Raw genomic sequence first — 21,386 nt, forward strand, 5'->3', positions numbered from 1 at the left:
TTTTACTGCAGACTTTACCGAATCATGGCATTGATCCATAGTCAACGTTGATTCGACTGCACGTCTCGGACGAAAGCCGCACCGCGTCAAGAACGGCCTGGGCCTTATGCCCATCAGCAAAAGTCGGTAAATCTATTGGGGTGTTTCCAGTTAAACTGTGGTATATGCCATCTATCATCTGATAAAAGCCGTTATAATAGTGCAATGCCGGAGCCTCCAGATTTGCCGGGGGATGAAACGGGTCGATATCGATCGATTCAAATGCACCGCCAAAGCTACATTCAAGGGTGCGGTCATCACGCATGATCAGCGTTCCCTTGGTCCCGTAAATCTCCAACGTCCAACCCATGCCGTGGATTCCAGGAAAAAACACATCCACCACAAGCGAAGTTCCACCTTTAAATCGTCCCGTGAAGGTAAAAGCATCATCGGCATCCCTAATCTCAATCCCGGCATCCCCATGATAAGAGGGTATCTGAGTTTTCAAATCGCCGTACACTTCCGTTATCTCTTCGCCCATCCACCACATCAGTGAATCAACCATATGGGAACCCACCGCGAACAGGAATCCTCCGCCATTCTCACTTCGGGCTTCCCACCCCCTATATGACTCCGTCAGAACGGAGTATCCAGAGAAACTCCCGTTATATTTGATATGCTGAATATCCCCCAGCTCTTTGCCCATCAATATATGTTTGATTCGTTGCCTAATCGGGTTCCATCTCCATTGAAAATTAACGAAAGCTTGTCGATCCAGCCGTTCTGACTCTCTTAGCATTTGTAACGTTTGCTCCGTATTCATGCCCAGAGGTTTCTCCGTCAGGACGTGGTAGCCGGACTGCAGGACAAGCATCGTCATTTCATAATGATGGCCTGGTGCAGATACGATCGATACCAGATCCAACTGCTCTCTATCCAGCATGTCACGCCAATTTCTGTAATACGGAATTCCATTCCACGTGCGGTCCACCGTGCGTTGTCGATGAACGCTGGCAATTGCTTTCACATGAAACCCGGGATGCATCTGAAAAATAGGAGCATGAACCGTTCTGCCAAATCCCGTCCCGATAATTCCTACAGACAGTGGCTTCATCATCCAATCACCTCATATAGAAAAATCATGGTATCCCCGACTACTTTATCATCCAAGAGAATCGCCAGTTTTGATCAGATTTTCACCGAAAAGGAGCCGTTTCACCCAAAACTGGCACCTAACATTCTCCTCCAAGTATCGGCGAGATGCCGCTATCGTGCCGTCGTGTGATTGCGCATGACGGACAATTAGCAGTTGCATGAAGTACTCCTAACTCACTGCATGAGGCAGCTTCTTTCGAATAAGACGGATTTGCCCACGATGGTTGATCTCGTCCTCAAAGACGTGGAACCACATAAAATAATAATTTGCGTGCTTGTTATACCAGAATGGCTGCTCGATGTAGAGCCATTCATCCGTAACCGACCGGAACAGCTCGAACGTCCGGTTTCGGACTTCGTTTAACCGCTCGATATAATAATTGAGTTCACGGCCTCGAATCGCGGCTCTGCCTTCATCTCCCAGATTCAGGCCAGGACCCCATTTCCGCAGCTGCTCCATGGTTAAATCCTTGACCTCCTGCAGCGTCGTGAACCTGGCATAATTCATCATCGACAGCAAGCGGCTAATATCCGGTGAATAACCGGGAAGGTCCGCGATGAGCAAATGCGGGACATTCTGAAACATATCCATCACCTTCGTTTCTTGGTTCTATGTACCTTCCTTACCGGGACCGGCACGGAAATCGCAACTAGGCCTATATTCGACTAAAACTATTTTAACATTATTTCCCTCCTGCGTATCCAGCAGCAACGGGTCTAGTAAGATTTTTTCAATGATCCGCGCAATTGGCATAGTGATTCGAGGATTCGATCGTCAGTTTTGTAAAAAGATCCACAACTTTTTCCAGCTTTGCGGCGTTCCTTACATATAAGGAGCGATGCATATGAAAAAATACTTAACCGCCATTATTGTGCTGCCACTGTTCCTGCTTGCGGTCGGATGTACGCCCAGATACGAGGAGCCCGTCGACGGATACAAGCCTTCGTCCGTTGATGACGACTTTCCAATCCCGGAAAGTGCAGCGCTAATGCAGACCATTCCGGAACCTGAGAATCCTAATATAGATAACGGCGCTGAATACGAGGTGAAGGGCATCGGCGGCGAACAGGGCTTGGCCACGCCTAAGCGCTACTTCCAAGAGATCCAAGCCGCAGGTTGGACCCAATTGGAAGAAAAACAAATGGGACATGTTCACTTTTTCCAAAAGGACGATACCGTGATTGCATTGGAAGTTCGTGAGGATTCCCTGACAGTCTACGAAATGATCAAAGACGCCAAATTTTAAATCTCATATAACCAATAACCAACATGCAAAAAAGGACCGCCCTGCGGTCCTTTTTCGTCTATCGCCGTATATTCTTCTTCATCCCAATGGTGAATCGCTGAAAGCCCAGCTTCTCATAATACGGTTCCAGCCCTTCCTCGCACATCAACTGCGGGATGACCCGGGACTTCTCGCAATGTTCAACCAATCGATGAAGGATCTGTCGGCCAATCCCTCTGGACTGATACTCCGGATGTACGCCTAATCCGCATATAACGCCGGTTATGACCCCATCGGAAATGATGCGCCCCATGCCTGCCAATCGCTGTCCGTCGTACGCATAGACGGCATACCAGCTCTGCCTGCATATGGTATTCAATTCGGCAGCGGATAAATTTATGGAGTTCCACTCCAGCGCATCATATAGAGCTTCCAGTTCATGAACGTCCTCAGGAGGCTCTTTAGAATACGTCACCGTATGTACCATGCATCCACCTACTTTGAAATTTGGGTTACCGGATATGCCATCACGCTCATTAAAGCATTCTCGGCCTGAGTGGAATCGAGTCGGCTGTATTGAACAAACACAGGTGCACTGCTTGTAACTTCCATGGCATAGGGAATACCCGGAGGAATACCCTGCCCGTCACCCGTTCGAAGGGAGCTGGTCCGTATGTGCTTGGTTCTTCTTGCTGGCACGATGGTTTCCATTCCCAGCAATGGGTCACGATCCTCGAAGTAAGCATGAATCGTAACCACTACGTCCTGCTCGGTTAAGTTCAACACACAGACGGATTCATGACTGGTTAGTTCTCCGCTGCTTTCAGGAGGGATATACCCATCGGGAATAATCCATTGCTTTTCACCTTTTGACATGCGTTTCGCTCCTCGCTCGTATGATTTAGGGTGTTTTGAATAGATTCGCTGCGGGTGCCAAAGTTCCTCTTTTTCAGGTTCGGGACCCGGCATGTTACCGCAGAAACAGGGACAACGGCTGGAGTCCAAGCGCCTTCAAACCGCCAACCACCATATCGGCCAATTGGGCCGCTCCGCGCTGTTGAAAATGGGTATTGTCCATTACCCCCTGCGGGAACCGAAGAAATTCCCCCGGCCTCCCCCACATAAACACGGATTTGGTCCCTTCCGGACCCAGCCGGTTAAAATACTCCAGACTCAGCGCCGCCAAATCGACCAAGGGCACCTGCTCCTCCGCGGCCAGCTCCCGAACGGCCGTTACATAATCACCATGCGTGTCCTTCAGCCTTCCCTTGCCATCAAAGTAACGGCGGTGAACAGGGGTAACCAGGATCGGTGTCGCCTGTTTCTCCCGGCAAACATCCACGTATTCTTTTAAGAACTCCTTGTATGTTGAAAAAGGCTCCGTGTACCTCTCCTCATCACGCTTCTGATCGTTATGGCCAAACTGAATCAGCATGTAATCATGGGGTTTCATCTTCTCCCGGATTCGTTCCAGGATTCCCTCCGCAATAAAGCTCTTGGAGCTTCGTCCGGAACGTGCATAATTGCTCACAACTGCATCCGCTTTCATGAATGCGGGCAGCATTTGCCCCCACCCGGCATAAGGATAGCCGTCCGCAGGCTGGTTTGTTACCGTCGAATCCCCAGCCAGAAACACCTGGCATGCTGCATGCGGTGCAGGCAGCACTTCCAGTACGTTAATTCGGGGAGCCCGTCCAGAAAAGTACAGTACGCTTTTCCCTTGAACCGCTGGCACCGTCATACTGTAACGTTCAAAGTGGCCTGCCGGGATGAGTTTCCCAGCGAGCAGCATTTGCCCTTCCGTCCCCCGCATGGAGGTTTCCGTATCAAACCAGGCATCGCCAATCAATAGATGCAAGGTGTACAGGCCATCCGAGACATCGACCTGAAACGCTGCGTTCAGCGGGATGATAAAATCTCCCGTTAATGCCTCTCCCCCCGCCCGATTCACGGCAGATATGCTGGATACGGAATGGAATCCGTAGCCAAGCTCGGGACTATATAAGGTCTCGGCGGTTATTTTGATATGTTCATGGCCTGGCGCTTCCGTACCGAAATCGAATTTATACATGTTTTGCAACGAACTTCACCTCTCCCGGTTGAATTTCATCTAAGTCCATTATGGAACGGTAACCGCCGAACATACATTCAAGTAACCGTCCTCCATGTTCAAATAACCGACTAATTAGAGAAGAGCCGCCCCGATTATCCCGGGTGTTGGAATAACCTCGCACGTATTGACAGCGTTTACAACCCGGTACATAATGTGTACACAACATTTTAGGACCAGCGCAAGGAGACGTTGCCGTGCAAAAATGGATGACGATCTATAAAAATATGAAAATCAAAAATAAGCTTTCCCTTCTTATCAGCCTTATCGTTGCCATGGCATTTGCGTTCGCCGTCATCGTCCAGCAGTATGCCTTCTCCATCTACGACGAGCAGCTGTACCTCAAATCATCCCAGGTCCTTCACCTGTCTTCCTCCGCGATTGAGTCAGAGCTCGAGCGGGTCGAACAGTTATCCTTTAATATCATTACGGATACCCAGATCCAGAATATATTGCGTTCCATCGCCGGGAGCGAATCCGATTATGACAGGCTCATCCTCCGCCAGCATTTGGTAGACCGCCTCCTGAATTATGTCGGTTCCGAGCCCATGCTCTACTCTATTCACCTGATCGATTCATATGACCATCAACAGGACGTCGGCAGCGTCGTCCCGATTGAACCTGCCAAGAAGGAACGGATTCTTCAGCTTGCCGGGGACGCGGATGGAGAAGAACGCTGGATATACCCGGACGAAAGTGATCCGGCTCTTCTACTTTCCCGGGAAATAAGATCCTATTCCGGCACATTATTCGATCTTAACTACTTGGGCACCATCATCATTCGCATCAATATGGACAAAATCGTCCGGAAATCCGCCGGCGGGGAAGGCGACCTGATCGTGACCTCGGGTGCGGATGTGATCTATCCCGCAACGCCGCACTTCGATCCGGCGGTCATTCAATCCTCCCTGTCATCCGGAAACGGGTACCTTACCCGGGAAATCGATGGCCACACCTACTTCATTGCGCATAACCGATCGGGCAACACGGGCTGGACATATATGAATGTCACACCCTTTAACCAAACCTTCAAGCAAATCATATTCATTAAAGAGCTTGTCATCATCGTTTTCACCGTTATTTTCGCGGTTGCGATTCTGCTCGGCATCAGGTTCAGCCGGGGGCTGACACGTCCTATCGAAAGTCTCATTACCCGGATGAAACTCGCGGAAAAAGGAAACTTTGCGGAAGCCAACGTGCTGCCTCAGGACGCAGCCCCCGTCGCCATGAACGAGCTGGGACTGCTGCATCGCACATTCCGTCTCATGATTGAGCGAATCAACGCCCTCATTACCGAGAACTATTCAAACCGGCTGTTGATCAAAGAGACCGAGTTTAAAGCGCTGCAAGCACAAATCAATCCTCACTTTCTGTATAACACGCTGGAATCCGTGAACTGGCTGGCGAAAATGAACAAGCAGTCCCAAATCTCCGACATGGTGCAGGCTTTAGCCTTCCTTCTGCGAAACTCCGTCAGTTTGAAGGAGCCCATTCTGACATTGGGGGAAGAATTGGAGATCGTCCGAAACTACGTCATCATACAGAAATTCCGGTTCGAAGACCGCTTACATTTTACGCTGGATGTACAAGAGCAGGATCTGCACCGCAAAATACCCAAGCTGTCCCTTCAGCCCCTGCTCGAAAATGCGATTCATTACGCGCTGGAGCCATCCGTAGACCCTTGTCGAATTACGTTGTCCTGCACGGAGACGCCTTCCGCATTCTGCGTCATCGTGGAGGATGACGGTCCCGGCATGGCGCCGGATACCCTGACGCGGCTGCGAAGCGGCGATTTGGCCACCAGCGGCAACGGAATCGGACTGTTAAACATCGAAGAACGGATCAAGCTGGCTTTTGGCGACCATTACGGTTTATCCATCGACAGCGGACCGGGTCTTGGAACCCGCGTGATTCTGTCTTTACCCAAATAACGGAGGGATTCGAATGTACAAAGTACTGCTCGTGGACGATGAACGGATTATTCTGGACGGCATATCTCAGATGGTGGACTGGTCGGCATACCGAACCGAGCTGGCGGGTACCGCCCAGAACGGAATTCAAGCGTATGAAAAAATCGTCAGGGAGAGCCCGGATATCGTCGTGTGCGACATTCGCATGCCCGGACTCGACGGTCTGGAGCTCGTTGCCAAGACCCACGCCTCCCATCCTCATATCAAATTCGTGCTGCTGTCCGGCTTCGGCGAATTCGAGTATGCTAACCGCGCCATGCAATACGGCGTGAAGCATTACCTGCTGAAGCCGACCGACGAGGACAAGATCGGTGGAGCGCTGAAAGAGGTCATCGACGAGCTGACCCAGTACCGGAACAAGGAAACGTTTGTCCAGGAGATGAAGGACCGGCTCCGGAAGGTGCTGCCCCATGTCAAAGAACAGGTGCTCAAGGAGTTTGTCACCAACAAGACCTATGGGCGCCATGATCTGGAGGAGTACCGGAGCCTGTTCGAATACGATTTCGATCAGCCTGTGCGTCTTCTGCTGTTCCAGCTGGAAGGCTCCGTCGAATTCGAGCATCAATTCGCCGTGAAGAACATCGCCGAGGATCTGCTGGACACGACGCTGCTGAGTACGACGATCGGACAGCAGGTCCTGGTGCTGATCGAGGACCGTAACGATCAGCAGCGGCTTCATCAGCAGCTCCAGGATATCCGCTGCACGTTTAAACAGTATTACAAAATGGACGTCACGATCGCGATCAGCGATCCCGGACCTGTTACCCAGGCGCGGAGGCTGTACCGGGATACGCTGCAGTGCCTGAACTACCGGTTCTACCTGGACGAAAGCGGAATGATCACAACCGAGGATACGCTGCACGTCGGCGGTATGGAAGGAAGCTTCGTCCTTGATGAGGAGCGGCTGTGCATGCCCGTCCGATCCGGCCATCGAAACGAAGCGGAGCTTGCCCTGACCGAGTTCGTTCAGGAACTGAAGCGTGCGCAGCTGAGCATCGAGATGACCAAATCCTATATCATTCAGCAATACGTATCCCTCATCCGGCTGACCGATCCGGACCAGATGCAGGAACGTTACGCGCGAATCCCGGAAATCGCCGAGATGAGCACGCTCCAAGCGATTCAAGGCGTACTGGAAGAAACGGTTCGGGAAATCACGCTGCGAAACTTTGAACGGAACAAGGTCCAATACAACGCCATCGTGCGCAAGGTGGTGGAGATCATCGAGAACCAGCTGGGCAACTCGGAGCTTACCCTCAACCTGGTGGCAAACGACATGCTGTATATGAACGCCGACTATCTTGGCAAGCTGTTCAAAAAGGAGACCGGCGAGAAGTTCTCCAATTACGTGATGAAGCTTCGGATGAAACGCGCAACCGAAATGATGCTCAGCGATCCCGATATCAAAATTTTTGAAATGGCGGAGCGGCTCGGTTTTGGCGACAATCCTCAATATTTCAGCCAAGTGTTCAAGAAACAGATCGGCTGCACGCCCTCCGAATATATGAAAAAGAGCGAATAACTTGTACGTACATCTCTGCTTTTTAAACAAACTGCACGGTTTTTTTCCTTACCCTTTCCCCTCGAAAACTAGATAATTGGGAATGTAAGCACTAACATTTGAAGCGATAATTTGTGGTCCATCAACAAAGGGGAGGAAATGGAATGAAAAAAGTGTTAAGCGCGGTCCTGATGTTTTCCCTGATCGGAAGCTTGATCGGCTGTTCGGGCGGAGGCGCTGCCGAACCGCCGGCAAACGGCGGAACCGGAACGGAAACGCCGCCGGCGACTGCAAGCGATAGCAAGGATCCGGTCAAGCTCCGCATTGCGTGGTGGGGCGGTCAGTCCCGGCATGATTATACCTTGAAGGTCATCGAAATGTATGAGTCCCAGAATCCGCATGTCACCATTGAACCGGAATATGCCCCATTCGATGACTATTGGAAGAAGCTTGCTCCCCAAGCGGTGGCCGGCGGACTTCCGGACATTATCCAAATGGACATCTCCTACCTGAATCAATATGCAGGCCGGAATCAGCTGGCGGATTTGAAGCCGTTCACCGAGAGCGGCGAGCTGGATGTCGCCGACGTCAGCGAGAATGCGCTGAGCGGCGGTGAGGTCAACGGCAAGCTGGTTGCCATGAACCTCGGCGTGAACGCACTCCAAACCACGTTTGACGTCGAGACGATGAAGAAGAACGGCATCGATATTCCGTCCAAGGAATGGACCTGGGACGACATGGACAAAATGGGGGCCCAAGCCAAAGAAAAAGGCCTGCAGATCGGAGGTTTTGCTTACCGGCATGACGTCTTCTTCCCGTACTATTTAAGAACCATCGGCCAGAAAATGTACAGCGCTGACGGCAAAACGATCGGGTACAGCGACGACCAGCCCTTTATCGATTACTTCACCCGCTACCAGAAATGGTACGACAACGGATATATCCTGTCTCTCGACAAGGAAGCCCAGAAGAAAGGCGTAGCGGAGGAGGATGAAATCGTCCTTGGCAATTCCATCTCGGGCACCGGCTGGTCCAACCAGTTCCTTGCCGTGGCCAATCTGGTAACCGACCGTTCGTTGGAGTTGAATCCGATGCCGGGTCCCGGAACGAAGGACGGTCTCTTCCTGAAACCTTCGATGTATTTCTCGGTCACCGAAACCTCGAAGCACAAGGAAGAAGCCGCCAAATTCATCAGCTTCTTCATCAACGACATCGAGGCCAACAAGCTGATCAAGGGCGAACGCGGCGTTCCCGTATCCGCCAAGGTAAAGGAAGCGCTGAAGCCGCTCCTCTCCGAGAACGAAGCCAAAATTTTCGACTATGTCACTTGGGCTGAGGCCAACAGCACGCCAGGAGATCCTCCTAACCCGATCGGTGCGGTAGAGATCGAGAAGCTGCTGCGAGATCTCAGCGAACGCATCCTGTTCAAGAAAATCTCGATCGAAGATGCCGCGGCCGAGTTCCGCAAGGAAGCGAATGCCATCTTGGCCAGATCTCAGCAATAACCAGGATACGGCTAGACAAGGCATCTCCCGCACGTCTTTCCCGTGCAAGAGATGCCTTTTTACATCAGTGACCCCTGCACGGGGCGCAACCAAATCTGAATCGTAGGGGTTGAAGTCTATGAAGAGGCTCCGCGAGAACGAGCACATCACCGGTTACGTGTTTTCAGCGCCGTTCGTTCTTGGTTTTCTCATCTTTACCTTATATCCAATCCTGTCGTCCCTGTATTATTCGTTCACCAATTACAATCTGATGGAAGCGCCGAGATGGCTGGGCCTCGGGAATTATGAGCGGTTGTTTCTGGAGGACGACAAGATCGGCAAGTCCTTTCAGGTCACATTCACCTATGTATTCGCCAGCGTTCCCCTGCGCCTCATATTCGCCCTCTTCGTTGCCATGATTCTGAATACCGCAACCAAGGCCGTGGGGTTGTACCGCTCCGCCTTCTACCTGCCTTCCCTCATCGGGGGAAGCGTGGCCGTGGCCATCATGTGGCAGCAGATCTTCGGCGACAAGGGGCTCGTGAACTCTGCCCTGTCCCTCTTCGGAATCCATTCCACGACCTCTTGGATCGGGAATCCCAGCACGGCGCTTTGGACGCTCATCGCATTGTCCATCTGGCAGTTCGGCTCCTCGATGATCATTTTTCTGGCCGGCTTGAAAAATATACCGAAGGATTACTACGAAGCCGCCAGCGTGGACGGTGCCAATGCGGTCCATCGCTTTTTCAAGATTACGCTGCCTATGCTCAGTCCGATTATTCTGTTCAATCTGACGCTCCAGACGATCTCGGCGTTCCTGACCTTCACCCCCGCCTACATTATTTCGCGCGGCGAAGGCGGCCCGCTGGATCAAACGCTGCTCTATTCGCTCTATTTATACCGCAAGGCGTTCTCGCATTTTGAAATGGGTTACGCGTCGGCTCTTGCCTGGATCATGCTCATTATCGTCGGTGTCCTGACCTTGCTCATCTTCAGATCATCCACCCGCTGGGTTCATTACGAGTCGAAAGGAGATTGACGGTTATGACCAAATCCAGACGTGTTCTCTACCATACCCTGGTCGGATTGTTCGCCCTCGGCATGACCTATCCGATTCTGTGGCTGGTCGCCAGCTCGCTTAAACCCAATCATGAAATATTCACGACGGCTTACAGCCTGATTCCGAGCCGGCTGGAGTTCTCGAATTATGCTACGGGCTGGAAGGGATTCGCCGGGACCACCTTCGGCACCTTCTTCAAGAACTCGTTCATCATTGTCATCATCTCCACCATTGGGGCCGTCGCCTCCTCGGCGCTTGTCGCCTTCGGATTGGCTCGGACCAAGTTCTTCGGACAGCAGTTCTGGTTCGCCTGCATGATGATTACGATGATGCTGCCTCATGACGTCGTGATTGTCCCGCAATATGTCATGTTCGCCAAATTCGGCTGGCTGTCTTCCTTCAAACCGTTAATCGTTCCCCAATTCTTCGGCATTCCGTTCTTCATCTTTCTGATCATGCAGTTTATCCGCACGATTCCGAAGGAACTGGACGAAGCCGCCAAGATTGATGGATGCAGCAAGTACGGGATTTTCTTCCGGGTCGTTGTGCCGCTGATCGTGCCCGCTCTCATTACATGTTCGATTTTCTCCTTCTACTGGAGATGGGACGATTTCATCAATCCGCTCATTTACTTGAACAACCCGGAGAAATATCCGGTGTCACTTGCCTTAAAGCTGTTCCTAGACGGGGAATCGCTTAATAACTGGGGCGGCATGTTTGCCATGGCTACCTTATCGCTGCTGCCGGTCGTCATCGTCTTCTTTATCTTCCAGAAATACATCGTGGAAGGGATCAGCACGACGGGATTGAAAGGGTAATCCATACACATAGATTCAATTGAATATGAAGGGAGTTTCTCATCATGCCAGCACTTGTATTTGATGATCAACAAATTGAGAATGTCATTGACCGCGTGGTTGACCGGACCTTTCGCATGGACTTCAGCTGGGATTGGCCGGGCGGGGTCGCCTTTTACGGGGTATGCGAAGCCTACAAGGCCACCGGCAAAAAGGAATATCTGGAACAGCTGAAAGCCTGGGTCGACGAAAATATGGAAGAGGGGCTGCCGAAGCTGTCCGTCAACGGCGTCTCCATCGGCCACTCCCTCCTGACGCTGTATGAGGTTTATGAGGATGAACGGTATATCGAAACGGCGAAGGAAATGGCCGAGTATCTCACGCATGATGCACTGCGTTTCGGGAACGGCATCTTTCAGCATACGGTGAACTCCGAAACGTATAACTTTCCGGAGCAGGCATGGGTCGATACGATGTTCATGGCAGGCTACTTCCTGCTTCGGATCGGCGTGATGCTGGACCGGGAGGATTACTTCGAGGATGGCTTGAAGCAGTATCACGGCCATGAGGATTGCCTGCAGGATCCCGTCACGAATCTGTATTACCACGGCTGGGACAACATCGCCGGCAACCATATGTCAGGCGTCTTCTGGTGTCGGGGCAATGCCTGGGCCGCCATCACGATGGCTCGTGCCCTGGAGCTTGTACCGGTCACGCACCCGTCCTTCATGATCATCGAAGGCTCGCTGCGCGACCAGCTCAGCGCCCTGGTCCGGCTGCAGCATGAATCCGGCCTGTGGCATACGATTACGACCGATCCGCAATCCCCGCTGGAAACGTCCGGCTCGGCCGGCATCGCCGCCGCCCTGTTGACCAAAGGACGGATCTATAATAAATACACGCAGAAATCGATTGACGGCATCTTGGCCAAAATCACCGAGGATGGTACCGTAACCGGCGTATCTGCGGGTACGGCCGTCATGAAGGACGCCGCAGGTTACAGAGGCGTGCCCGATAAGCGAATCCAGGGCTGGGGCCAAGGTCTGGCCTTGACCTTTCTCGCGGAAGTGCTGAAGATCAGGAGCAATCCTTATTGATTAAATAAGATACAGAAAAGGCAGGATGGAGAGGATCAAGTTCGCCTCTACAGCCTGCCTATAATGATTTTGCACCTCACAAGCGAATGGTATTGATTAATAATGATGAACATGAACCGACTGCACCCGATATACTTTCATCCCATATCATTGGTTTAGTCTCCCCGTCTCCCATCGCTAATCTTCACGATTCCGCGTCTACGCTGTTTATTCATAGTCCCCTGTCTCGTCTTCTCCGTTATCCTTAGCTTGATCTTCGGTTTTCTTCGGATGCGGCGTTCCGTCAAGTCCGTAGATTTCGTCATAAGCATCGAATATCTTCCTCGCAATCGGCGCGGCGCTTTGCGAGCCGAAGCCGCCCTCCGGCACAACGACGGCAACTGCCAGCTTCGGATTATCTCGCGGAGCAAAGGCGATGAAGACGCCGTTATCAATCTTTTGCCATCTTCCATTTACCTTAGCCTCCTGCTCGGAGGTTCCCGTTTTGCGGGCAAAGTCATATTTAAAATCATCGAATGCGGCCAGCCCCTGCGTATTCATCCCCCGCTTAATGGTCTGCCAGTATGTTTTAGGAAATTCGACCTCGTTCAGGACCTCGCGCCCGAATTCCTTGACCACGTTGCCATCCTGATCCGTGACTTTGCTGACTAGCTGCGGCTTGACCCGCTTGCCTTCATTCGCCAGCATGACGGTGTATTGAGCAAGCTGTAGAGGGGTGTATTTACCCTGCTGACCGAAGGAAGCGTAGGCTAACGCCGCCAGATTACTTCCCGCTGCTTTTGTATCGGTATAATTTTTCAGTCCTTTATGCTCGTTGGGCAAGCCGCTCCCCGTTACGACGCCAAGACCAAACTTCTCCATATATTCATCCCAGACCGTAACGCCCTTCTCCCCGCCATACTTGCTGACTAGCCTTTTGCCAATCATATCAATCATAAAAGCATTCGAGGATTGCTGAATCGCTAACTGCGGTTTGATGGGTCCGTTTCGATGACCGCTCGAGTTGGAAATTCTCGTTTCGCTTCCTTCCCGACCTATGGTGGCGTACCCTTGATCAGGATAAGTGTCATTAATGCCAAATAACCCCTCATTAAGCCCGATCAGCACCGTCAGCGGTTTAATGACGGAACCGAGAAAAATCATGGATTCAAAGCCGTTTCCCGAGCGACCTGATCCATAGATCGTAATCGTGCCGTTTCCCGACGCGTCCACGACATCCTGCGTAATTTTGCCACCATTTACCCGCACATTCGAGTCGTAATCCGGCATGCTCGCCATCGCAACCACATGACCGGTATCCACCTCCATGGCGACCGCATATCCAGTTAAGGCATCCTTATGTAACTTACCCGATACCGGATGAGTATGAAGATATTGAAGCTGATCCATGATGGCCTGCTCCGTGGCAAGCTGAATGTCTTTATGAATCGTGGTGTGAATATCATGGCCTTTTTCAGGAGCGACCATCGTCGGTACGCCGTCCACCATATTCTGCGGATTGATCGGAATGCTGAGATACCCGCTCTTGCCGCGCAGTTCTTCCTGAAACATCCGCTCCAATCCGTCATAGCCAATCCACTCTTCTTCCGTGTAGATCAAGCCGGGATTCTTCTGATCCTTGTTGCTCTGATCAATAGCCTCATAAACCTTGAGGTCTTTGGAGCCTCTGAACTTCTTTAAGTACCCGATCGTCTGAACCGCAACCGTATCCGGATCATAATGCCTTACATTCTCCTCCACGATCTGGATGCCGGGAAACTTGGCGCGGTTCTCCATGAAATAAGCGATCTCTTCCTTCGTCAAATCCGTCTTGATGCGTCTGGGTTCATAACCATGCTGCTTGTTATATTCCAAATCCAGGTCGTCTATCACTTTTTTGACGGTCGTCGGTTCCAGGTTCGGATCCCCATACTTGTTAAACGCCTGGACAAGCCGCTTCGCCATCTCCTCCGCTTCCGGCCGGTTTTCTTTCCCTTTGTCCGTCTTCTTGCTGTAATCCTTCATGAGCGTAATATATAGAGAATTTGAAGCCGTAGAGTATGCAAGCTTGGTGCCGGACGCATCGATGATGGACCCCCGGATCGGCTGCAGCGGGAAATGCTTCTGCTCCCCCCCGGTTTCCTGGCTTGCCAGCTCCGGTCCCTCTACGAACTGTAATATGGCAAGGCGAACGATTATGACGCAAAAGATTAAAAATGCGCTGAAAAAGAAAATATTGATCCGTCCATGGAATTTACGCCTGGTTTCTGATTCATCCGGTAAGTCTTTATAAGGTTTAAAGCCTATCACATTGTCTACGCTCCTTTGTTATCTGTATTAATCAAGCCAAGTCGGCAAATGCGGGTCGTTCTCGAATTCGAATATTCTCTTCAACTGCTCCTTGGTATTCCGTTCTTCGGACAACGGCGGCAGTTCGTCCTGAGGGAAAAAACCGACCGCGGACGTTTCGGTCCCCACGCCTGCGGCTCCGCCCGTAATGTCGCACTGAATGAACATTTTGTACACGTGGAAGGCCGAAGGCGGATGGTTATGAAATTTCTTGTCCAATACGGCCAGCAGCCTCCCTGCACGCACGTCGTAGCCGGCCTCTTCCTTCACTTCCTTCACCACGACCTCCGCAGGGGATAAGCCGATGTCCGCCCATCCTCCCGGCAGCGCCCAGGCCCCGTCGGCCTTTTCCTTCACCAGCAGCAGCTTTCCGTCTTGAAAAATAACGCCGCGGACATCCACCTTCGGCGTCTGGTATCCGGTTTCACTCGCAAACAGCGTACGGATCTTCTCTTCGCCTGCTTCGGTATACTCCTGCATGATCTGGATGCTGAGCTCCCTCAGCTGCTCAAACCGTTCCTTGTCATAAACGTCCCTCGTATACTCCAGTCCGGCCTGGCTGATGGCCTGCATCTCCTTGGCCCACGCTAACCATTTTATTGTCATAGGTTTCATCCTCTTCAAAGAATCTCATAATATATAACGCCTGTTATCCTTGATTGGTTTATAATGGAAGTGCTTGATTTCAAAATTATAACATATTTTCTAGCAAGTTATGAGACAAAGGATATAAAGGGGGGGCAGCAGGACATGAAAAAAATGCGGCCGGTGTTATACATCTTTCTTCTAATCATGGTGTTCGGTACCGGGTACTACATCGGATCCAGATCCGAGAACGTAACGCCGATCTCGAAGGAAAATGCCCGCAAAGCCGTTCAGACCCTGTGGGTGAAAGCCGCCGAACCTCCGCTGCCCAAGGTAAGCATTGACGGCACCGAGATCAATCTGCAACGCGGCGGTTATTCCTGGTGCAACGGGGTTAACTGCGCAACGACGGATGCGGCCCGTCCCAGGCTCGAGGATATGACGCCGGTTGTGGTCCAAGGCGGTGCCGACATTCAATCGACGCCACCCCAAGGAATACATGGCTTCACCATCCTCAACCTGACGGATTCAGGTAACGATGGATATACCGTGCCAACGAAAGCCGGCTCGTACCTGTACGAAATTCACTGCACATGGCCTTTGGATCAAGGAGAAGCCAGCTTTTATTTTGCGGTGACGGTTGAATAGACGTGCTCTGGATCGATTAACCAAGCATTTCCGCATCCGTTTGTCCATAAAAAGAAACAGCCCCGGCGCCAGGGCTGTTTCTTCGTTTCCATTATGAATTCGTTGTCTTCTTCTCTTCCCTTTGATTCGTACGGATTAAAGCATACGCCAACTGTCCGACCATTCCGAGGAACAAGCCCGTCCCGACCACGATGTAAACCATGGTGAAGGTTTTTCCTAGCGGCGTCTGCGGCACGAATTCCGGATGCCCTACCGTGCTCAAGGTCACCACGCAGAAATAAAGGGCATCCAGCACCGACAAGCCTTCTTGCCTGGTATAAAACATCGTGCCCGATAACAGCATGATGACGATTAGCACAAACAGCGCCATGAAATACCGCTGCTTGAACGCTCGAAACAAACCGCTGAGGAGACGTTTTAACGTTAACAAAAAAGAGATCATCCGAGAACCGTCCTATTCTATATCTGGAGTAAATGTTGCATACATCACATACACCCTATTATATCAGCGTTTATGCTTCACGCCCATCCGCTACGGTTGAACGGAAAGAATATTCCCTTCGGCATCGATGCTCCGAAATATGAAGCCGCCGGTCTGGTCGGCTGGCAGCTGTTCATAATGGATGGCGTAGCCTTGCTCCACGTCGATTTCCATGTAAATCCCGGATAAAGCCTTCACCTGTTCCAGATCTTCGATCGGTTTATCGTCCCAAGGCTCATTGGTGACGATGATTTTCTTGCTTTCGGGTTCCGACGTCTCCACTGCCACCAGGGTGTCATAGATGCCGTCACCACGATGACTGGCAGACCAAGTTCGTACAAAAGGTTCATCTGCGGACTTGGGTTCCAGCGCGACCCCGTTCGTAATTTTATGCAGCAGTCCCCATCTGCTCTCCAGGACGTTGACGGTCTTAACATGGCCATCATGCCAGACAATCAGCTTATGATGATCCTCTGACTTCTCGTACAGCTTATCACCGGTATACGCAGGGTGAACGCGCCGTATCGCCTGCTCTTCATTGTATGCATAGCCGTCCAGGAACAGCGGCAGGTAGCTGATGACGACCACAACGGCGGCCAGTATGAGAAACATGGTTTTTTTCAAAACAACAGCTCCTTGTATCCTTTTGGAACGCGTATCATCTTATCCGGCCGATTAGCCCTGAAGGGCAAGCAGCTCCCGAATTTCCGCTTCGGACCAGCTTGGAAGCGACTCTTCCCCCGGCTGAACCAGCTCCTCGATCAGATCCTTTTTCTTCTGCTGCAGAGCCACCATCTTATCCTCGATCGTATCTTGAGCGACGAAGCGTATGACCTGCACAACCTTCTTCTGACCGATACGGTGCGCCCGGTCCATCGCCTGCTGCTCGACTGCCGGATTCCACCACAGGTCATACAGGATCACCGTATCGGCCCCGGTCAGGTTGAGCCCCGTTCCGCCTGCCTTCAACGATATCAGGAATACCTCGCGTTCCCCCTCGTTGAAGCGTTCGCACAGCTCCACCCGCTCCGATCCCGGCGTCTGTCCGTCCAGGTAAAAAAACGAAATCCCCCGATATCCCAGCTCCCCGGCGATCAGGTTCAGCATGCCTGTAAACTGGGAGAATACCAGCATCCGCCTCCCTGCAAGACGACATTCCTCGATCGTTTCCAGCAGCTGCTCAAGCTTGGCCGAACCGCCCTCGTAGCCTTCCACGAACAGAGCCGGGTGACAGCAGATCTGTCGCAAGCGGGTAATGCCCGCCAGGATACGGATCCGGTTCTTCTGGAAACCGTCCTGTGCCAAATGCTTAAGCGTCTCCTGCCGCAGTTTCGCAAGATAGGCGGTATACAGCTTCTTCTGTTCGATCAGCAGGCCTGAGGCCTGAATCGTCTCGATTTTCTCCGGCAGCTCCTTAAGCACGTCCGATTTCAGCCTGCGGAGCAGGAAAGGACGCACCCGTTTCACAACCGCTTCTTTAGGCAGTTCATGAAATGCTTTGCGATCTCCGAAAAGAGCCGGGAAAACGGCATCGTAGATGGACCATAATTCCTCCAGACGATTCTCGACCGGCGTGCCTGTCAACGCAAACCGATAACGGGCATGGAGCGTTTTTACGACTTGAGCCGTTTGCGTCGCGTAATTTTTGAAGGCTTGGGCTTCATCCAGAATCAAGGTTAAGAAAGGCAGCTTTGCATATCGCTGGATATCCCTGCGGAGCAGCGGGTAAGAAGTGATGACAACATCCGCTTTGCCTATATTCTGGATCACCTTCGCGCGCTCGGACAGCGTGCCATCGGCAATGACGGCCTTGATCTCCGGCGCAAACTTCTTAAGCTCGTTAAACCAGTTATAGAGCAGGGAGGCAGGAGCCACAATGAGCGCGGGTTCTTTACGCTCCCGGATCTCAGGCAGCAGGGACAGAATGAAAGCGATGCTCTGAATGGTTTTGCCGAGTCCCATATCATCGGCCAAGATGCCGCCGAAGCGGTAATGGGCCATCGTCTTCATCCACTGGAAGCCGAACTTCTGATAATCCCGGAGAACCGTTTCCAGGCTGGCCGGCACGGCAAAGTCCAAATAATCCGGATTCTTCACATTCTGCAGCATTCGGCGCAGGGAACGGCCAAGCTGGACCGATGATCCCGAATCCTCCCAATCCAGCAGCTGAAGTCCTTGGACCGCCGGCAGTTTAAACCGCGTCCCCTCATCTTCGTACAGCCAAGGTCCCACCCGGTTCATTAAAGCAACCATGGCCTGGAACTCCGCGCTTTCCAGCGGAAGCAGCGCTCCGTTTCGCAGCCGGTGATATTTGCGTTTTTCTTCGAGCGATTTGACGATTTCCCGGATCTCGGCTTCGCGAATGCCCTCCATGTCAAACTTCAGTTCAAGCCAATCCGTCCGTTCATCGACCTCCACCCGAACCTTGGCTCCCATCGGTTCAGTGAGCACCCGCTCCTTCACCGCCGTCGTTGCATAAACAACCAGCAGCTTCTCCAGCCGCGGAATCGTATGATACAAAAATTCATATTCGGCATCCTCGTCATTCATGAAGAAACCGCCGTCAGTCCTGGCAAAAGAGGCGTTCTCCATGAGCTCCAGAATCCGCTGCTCCGTCTCTCCATCGCGAACGAGAATCGAGCTGCTGCTGCGTTTGGCGCGGTGTCCCTCCAGCGGATTGATGATGATGTCGCCGTATTGAAATTCGAGTCCGGCCAATAGCCGGCCGCGGACACGGTCCAGAAACAGCTTCGCTTTTAAAGGCGTTTTGACGATGCGGTCGGACACGGTCTGCGCCACATGCACGCTGCCCAGTTTCATCAGCCCCGGTACCACCCGCTCCATGATGGACTCCATCATCTCCGGCTGTATCCGAATATGCGGTGTGTTGGAAGGTTCAATCAGCAGCTTCATCTCGGCGAGCCTTTTGCAAGCATCCATCTCAAGCTGTATCAGCCTGCCATCCGCAATGACGACCCCGTACCCCTCCAGCACGGTCATCCGCTCCAATCCATCGATCTTCATCAGATAGTGATCATCCGCAGCCTCATCGAACTCGAATTGCAGCGGGATCGGTTCCTGAGCGAACTCCAGCTTATCCGTCATGATTCCATCCATCGACAAGAGGGGACGAACCGAAGAACCGAGCGCCTCCCGTACTTGAGGCCAAAAGGCAGGAGGAATGATCAGCATTCGGTCGCCGTTCCCCTTTTTGCCAAGCGGAGCGTAGATGTTCACCGACTGTTGATACATGCTCTCATGATCGGAAATACGGATCAGCTCCTGCAGAAGCGCGTCATCCTCTTTTTTAAAGCTGTGCACCTCTGGATCGTAGGTGAAATTCTTCGTGAACACGCAGGCTGCGCCGCGTTTTACGCACGCTAAGAACTCCCGAATCCGCTGTACGATGTACAAGCGTTTGTTCCCGACTCGCAGTTCGACGCCGAACAGGTATTTCCGGTCCCCGTACGGATATAGCTTGAAAATGCACTCCATCTCCAGAACCTCTCTGGTATCAAAGCGGGATGTCGCCGCGGCCCTCCGACCGCCGGAATACGAGAACAATCCGAGCAGCTGGCTGCTGAGCAGCGCATCCCGTTCTCTCTCGTTCGAGCTTCTGCCATATTCCGGTGAGTGCCGGGGCGTTAACTGTCCTTCTTCCATGTTCACGTTGGCGGAAGGATGTAATAACGATGGAAAGGGGCGCATCGGAGCCTCGACCGTTTGTTCAATATCCCGTATGTTCAGGAGGAGGGCCGCAATATGCCTGCACCGCTTTCGGGAAAATCCGTAATCGATGCAGCTGCATTCCGTGTATACGTCCCCGTTCGAGTCAATCTCCGCATAGGCGATTCCCGACTCCTGATCCTTCACTTCAGCCTCGTATTTTCGAGCGTCCGGATCCTGCTTCAGCATCGATACATAACCATCTCTATATAAAACCCCGCCGCGATCGTAGGAGGTTTTTCCACACAACAGTTTGATCACCCGTTCGGTCAGCTGGTAACCCATAACCACATTCCTTTCTCTATTGCCTGTTAAAAAACAGTATACCATTTTCTCATATCTTCAAAAAAAAAGAACTCGCCGCTACGGCAAGTTCCTGCGCTCTTTGTCATCGACTTTGGTCAATCGATCATAACGCTTGTTATTCCCATTCCATGCCCCGTTGGATATGATGAAACCGACAATCATATATATGGGAAAATAATAATAGTATCTTGTTACAAAATGTTCCGGGGTAAATCTGTCCTGATCCAGGAGCCAGGTCGCGGCAGCCCATACAGCATATAAAAACAAGCCGTGAGCCAGTCCTTGGGAAAATACGAATTTGCCTTTTCCCTTCCCCCGGATCTGCGTCCACCTGCGATAGAATCGCGCATCTCGCTCCATCCGATCCCTCCGCTTCAAGGTTTAGATACGTTTGTAATACAATACCGTTCCGGCAAGTTGGCCGTTAGAGGATATGGCATAATCGGGTATAACTCCAGCTTGAATATAACCCAAAGACTGATACAGCTTGTTGGAAGGGTCCCCCTCCCGGGTATCTAAGACCAATAAGGTTCTGCCCTCTGCCTTGGCTTTCGGCTCCAGATGCAGCATCAGCGTTCTGCCGATACCTCCGCGGCGGGAAGCCGGATCTACCATCAATTTCGCCACCTCGGCCCGGTGTCTGCCATTCGCTTTCGTTGCGCACTGCAATTGAACCGTGCCGATCATCTTCCCATCCTGCATGGCTGCCCACAGGGTAACCCCTGGGCCAAGCGCATCCTTCCAGTAAGCGGAAGCTTCATCATAAGACAGCGGAGCTAAGAATCCCACCGATGCCCCATCTTCTACAACCCGAATCAATAATTCCGTCAATTGATGATGCGTGTTGGTTTCTAATCGGTCGACCTCCACAATCGTAAATTCCTGATTCATGATCGGACACTCCCTCTCTCTCATCTATTAAACCCATTCTAT

The 21,386-nt window shown here is 51.9% G+C and carries 20 protein-coding genes; 8 read left to right on the forward strand and 12 right to left on the reverse strand.

All coding sequences use genetic code 11. The annotated features are described in order from the left end of the window. Nucleotides 1–22: 22 nt before the first annotated feature. Entirely contained in the window at nucleotides 23–1,096 is a 1,074-nt protein-coding gene (locus tag MHI43_RS21950; protein WP_081746335.1) for a Gfo/Idh/MocA family oxidoreductase, read from the reverse strand. A 207-nt stretch (nucleotides 1,097–1,303) separates the two neighbouring features. Then, on the reverse strand, nucleotides 1,304–1,720 hold the full coding sequence (locus MHI43_RS21955) for a hypothetical protein (RefSeq protein ID WP_036664300.1): 417 nt from the start codon (nucleotides 1,718–1,720) through the stop codon (nucleotides 1,304–1,306). Between the two features lie 259 nt (nucleotides 1,721–1,979). On the opposite strand from MHI43_RS21955, the gene MHI43_RS21960 reads away from it, so the two are divergent. Continuing rightward, on the forward strand, nucleotides 1,980–2,381 hold the full coding sequence (locus tag MHI43_RS21960; RefSeq protein WP_036664071.1) for a hypothetical protein: 402 nt from the start codon (nucleotides 1,980–1,982) through the stop codon (nucleotides 2,379–2,381). A 58-nt stretch (nucleotides 2,382–2,439) separates the two neighbouring features. Here MHI43_RS21960 and MHI43_RS21965 read toward each other — a convergent pair whose 3' ends face one another. The 3 genes from MHI43_RS21965 to MHI43_RS21975 all read right to left on the reverse strand — a co-directional run bounded on the left by MHI43_RS21965 (nucleotide 2,440) and on the right by MHI43_RS21975 (nucleotide 4,431). Then, complete coding sequence (locus tag MHI43_RS21965; RefSeq protein ID WP_015736445.1) at nucleotides 2,440–2,847, reverse strand: GNAT family N-acetyltransferase; 408 nt, start codon at nucleotides 2,845–2,847, stop codon at nucleotides 2,440–2,442. Nucleotides 2,848–2,855: 8 nt separating this feature from the next. Beyond that, complete coding sequence (locus MHI43_RS21970) at nucleotides 2,856–3,236, reverse strand: sensory rhodopsin transducer (protein ID WP_015736446.1); 381 nt, start codon at nucleotides 3,234–3,236, stop codon at nucleotides 2,856–2,858. Nucleotides 3,237–3,330: 94 nt separating this feature from the next. Further along, nucleotides 3,331–4,431: a GDSL-type esterase/lipase family protein gene (locus MHI43_RS21975; protein WP_036664301.1), complete on the reverse strand. Its 1,101-nt coding sequence runs from the start codon at nucleotides 4,429–4,431 to the stop codon at nucleotides 3,331–3,333. Nucleotides 4,432–4,667: 236 nt separating this feature from the next. On the opposite strand from MHI43_RS21975, the gene MHI43_RS21980 reads away from it, so the two are divergent. From MHI43_RS21980 to MHI43_RS22005, 6 genes are all read left to right on the forward strand, one after another. Next, on the forward strand, nucleotides 4,668–6,401 hold the full coding sequence (locus MHI43_RS21980) for a sensor histidine kinase (RefSeq protein WP_015736448.1): 1,734 nt from the start codon (nucleotides 4,668–4,670) through the stop codon (nucleotides 6,399–6,401). 13 nt (nucleotides 6,402–6,414) lie between these two features. Beyond that, a complete protein-coding gene (locus MHI43_RS21985) occupies nucleotides 6,415–7,962 on the forward strand; it encodes a response regulator (protein WP_015736449.1) in 1,548 nt (515 codons plus the stop codon). A gap of 143 nt (nucleotides 7,963–8,105) precedes the next feature. Beyond that, nucleotides 8,106–9,446: an ABC transporter substrate-binding protein gene (locus MHI43_RS21990; protein ID WP_036664073.1), complete on the forward strand. Its 1,341-nt coding sequence runs from the start codon at nucleotides 8,106–8,108 to the stop codon at nucleotides 9,444–9,446. Between the two features lie 118 nt (nucleotides 9,447–9,564). Beyond that, entirely contained in the window at nucleotides 9,565–10,464 is a 900-nt protein-coding gene (locus MHI43_RS21995; RefSeq protein ID WP_009589786.1) for a sugar ABC transporter permease, read from the forward strand. A 5-nt stretch (nucleotides 10,465–10,469) separates the two neighbouring features. Further along, nucleotides 10,470–11,303 (forward strand): carbohydrate ABC transporter permease, encoded by an 834-nt coding sequence (locus MHI43_RS22000; protein WP_009589991.1) that lies wholly within the window; start codon nucleotides 10,470–10,472, stop codon nucleotides 11,301–11,303. 44 nt (nucleotides 11,304–11,347) lie between these two features. Beyond that, on the forward strand, nucleotides 11,348–12,379 hold the full coding sequence (locus tag MHI43_RS22005; RefSeq protein ID WP_015736451.1) for a glycoside hydrolase family 88 protein: 1,032 nt from the start codon (nucleotides 11,348–11,350) through the stop codon (nucleotides 12,377–12,379). 207 nt (nucleotides 12,380–12,586) lie between these two features. Here MHI43_RS22005 and MHI43_RS22010 read toward each other — a convergent pair whose 3' ends face one another. Both MHI43_RS22010 and MHI43_RS22015 read right to left on the reverse strand, forming a co-directional pair. Further along, on the reverse strand, nucleotides 12,587–14,668 hold the full coding sequence (locus tag MHI43_RS22010; RefSeq protein ID WP_036664075.1) for a penicillin-binding transpeptidase domain-containing protein: 2,082 nt from the start codon (nucleotides 14,666–14,668) through the stop codon (nucleotides 12,587–12,589). 27 nt (nucleotides 14,669–14,695) lie between these two features. Next, a complete protein-coding gene (locus tag MHI43_RS22015; RefSeq protein WP_015736453.1) occupies nucleotides 14,696–15,313 on the reverse strand; it encodes an NUDIX hydrolase in 618 nt (205 codons plus the stop codon). 144 nt (nucleotides 15,314–15,457) lie between these two features. On the opposite strand from MHI43_RS22015, the gene MHI43_RS22020 reads away from it, so the two are divergent. After that, nucleotides 15,458–15,940, forward strand: coding sequence for a hypothetical protein (locus tag MHI43_RS22020; RefSeq protein ID WP_036664077.1), 483 nt, complete (start codon nucleotides 15,458–15,460; stop codon nucleotides 15,938–15,940). A 91-nt stretch (nucleotides 15,941–16,031) separates the two neighbouring features. Here the strand turns inward: MHI43_RS22020 and MHI43_RS22025 are convergent, their stop codons facing one another. From MHI43_RS22025 to MHI43_RS22045, 5 genes are all read right to left on the reverse strand, one after another. Further along, a complete protein-coding gene (locus tag MHI43_RS22025) occupies nucleotides 16,032–16,382 on the reverse strand; it encodes a potassium channel family protein (RefSeq protein ID WP_015736455.1) in 351 nt (116 codons plus the stop codon). Between the two features lie 90 nt (nucleotides 16,383–16,472). Then, nucleotides 16,473–17,045, reverse strand: a complete 573-nt coding sequence (locus MHI43_RS22030) for a hypothetical protein (protein ID WP_036664079.1) — start codon at nucleotides 17,043–17,045, stop codon at nucleotides 16,473–16,475. Between the two features lie 51 nt (nucleotides 17,046–17,096). After that, nucleotides 17,097–20,432, reverse strand: coding sequence for a DEAD/DEAH box helicase (locus MHI43_RS22035; protein ID WP_036664081.1), 3,336 nt, complete (start codon nucleotides 20,430–20,432; stop codon nucleotides 17,097–17,099). Nucleotides 20,433–20,510: 78 nt separating this feature from the next. Beyond that, on the reverse strand, nucleotides 20,511–20,813 hold the full coding sequence (locus MHI43_RS22040) for a hypothetical protein (RefSeq protein WP_015736458.1): 303 nt from the start codon (nucleotides 20,811–20,813) through the stop codon (nucleotides 20,511–20,513). 21 nt (nucleotides 20,814–20,834) lie between these two features. Next, a complete protein-coding gene (locus MHI43_RS22045; protein WP_015736459.1) occupies nucleotides 20,835–21,344 on the reverse strand; it encodes a GNAT family N-acetyltransferase in 510 nt (169 codons plus the stop codon). Nucleotides 21,345–21,386 lie beyond the last annotated feature (42 nt).

The organism is Paenibacillus sp. FSL H8-0457, assembly GCF_038051935.1.
GTDB lineage: Bacteria > Bacillota > Bacilli > Paenibacillales > Paenibacillaceae > Paenibacillus_AQ > Paenibacillus_AQ lautus_A.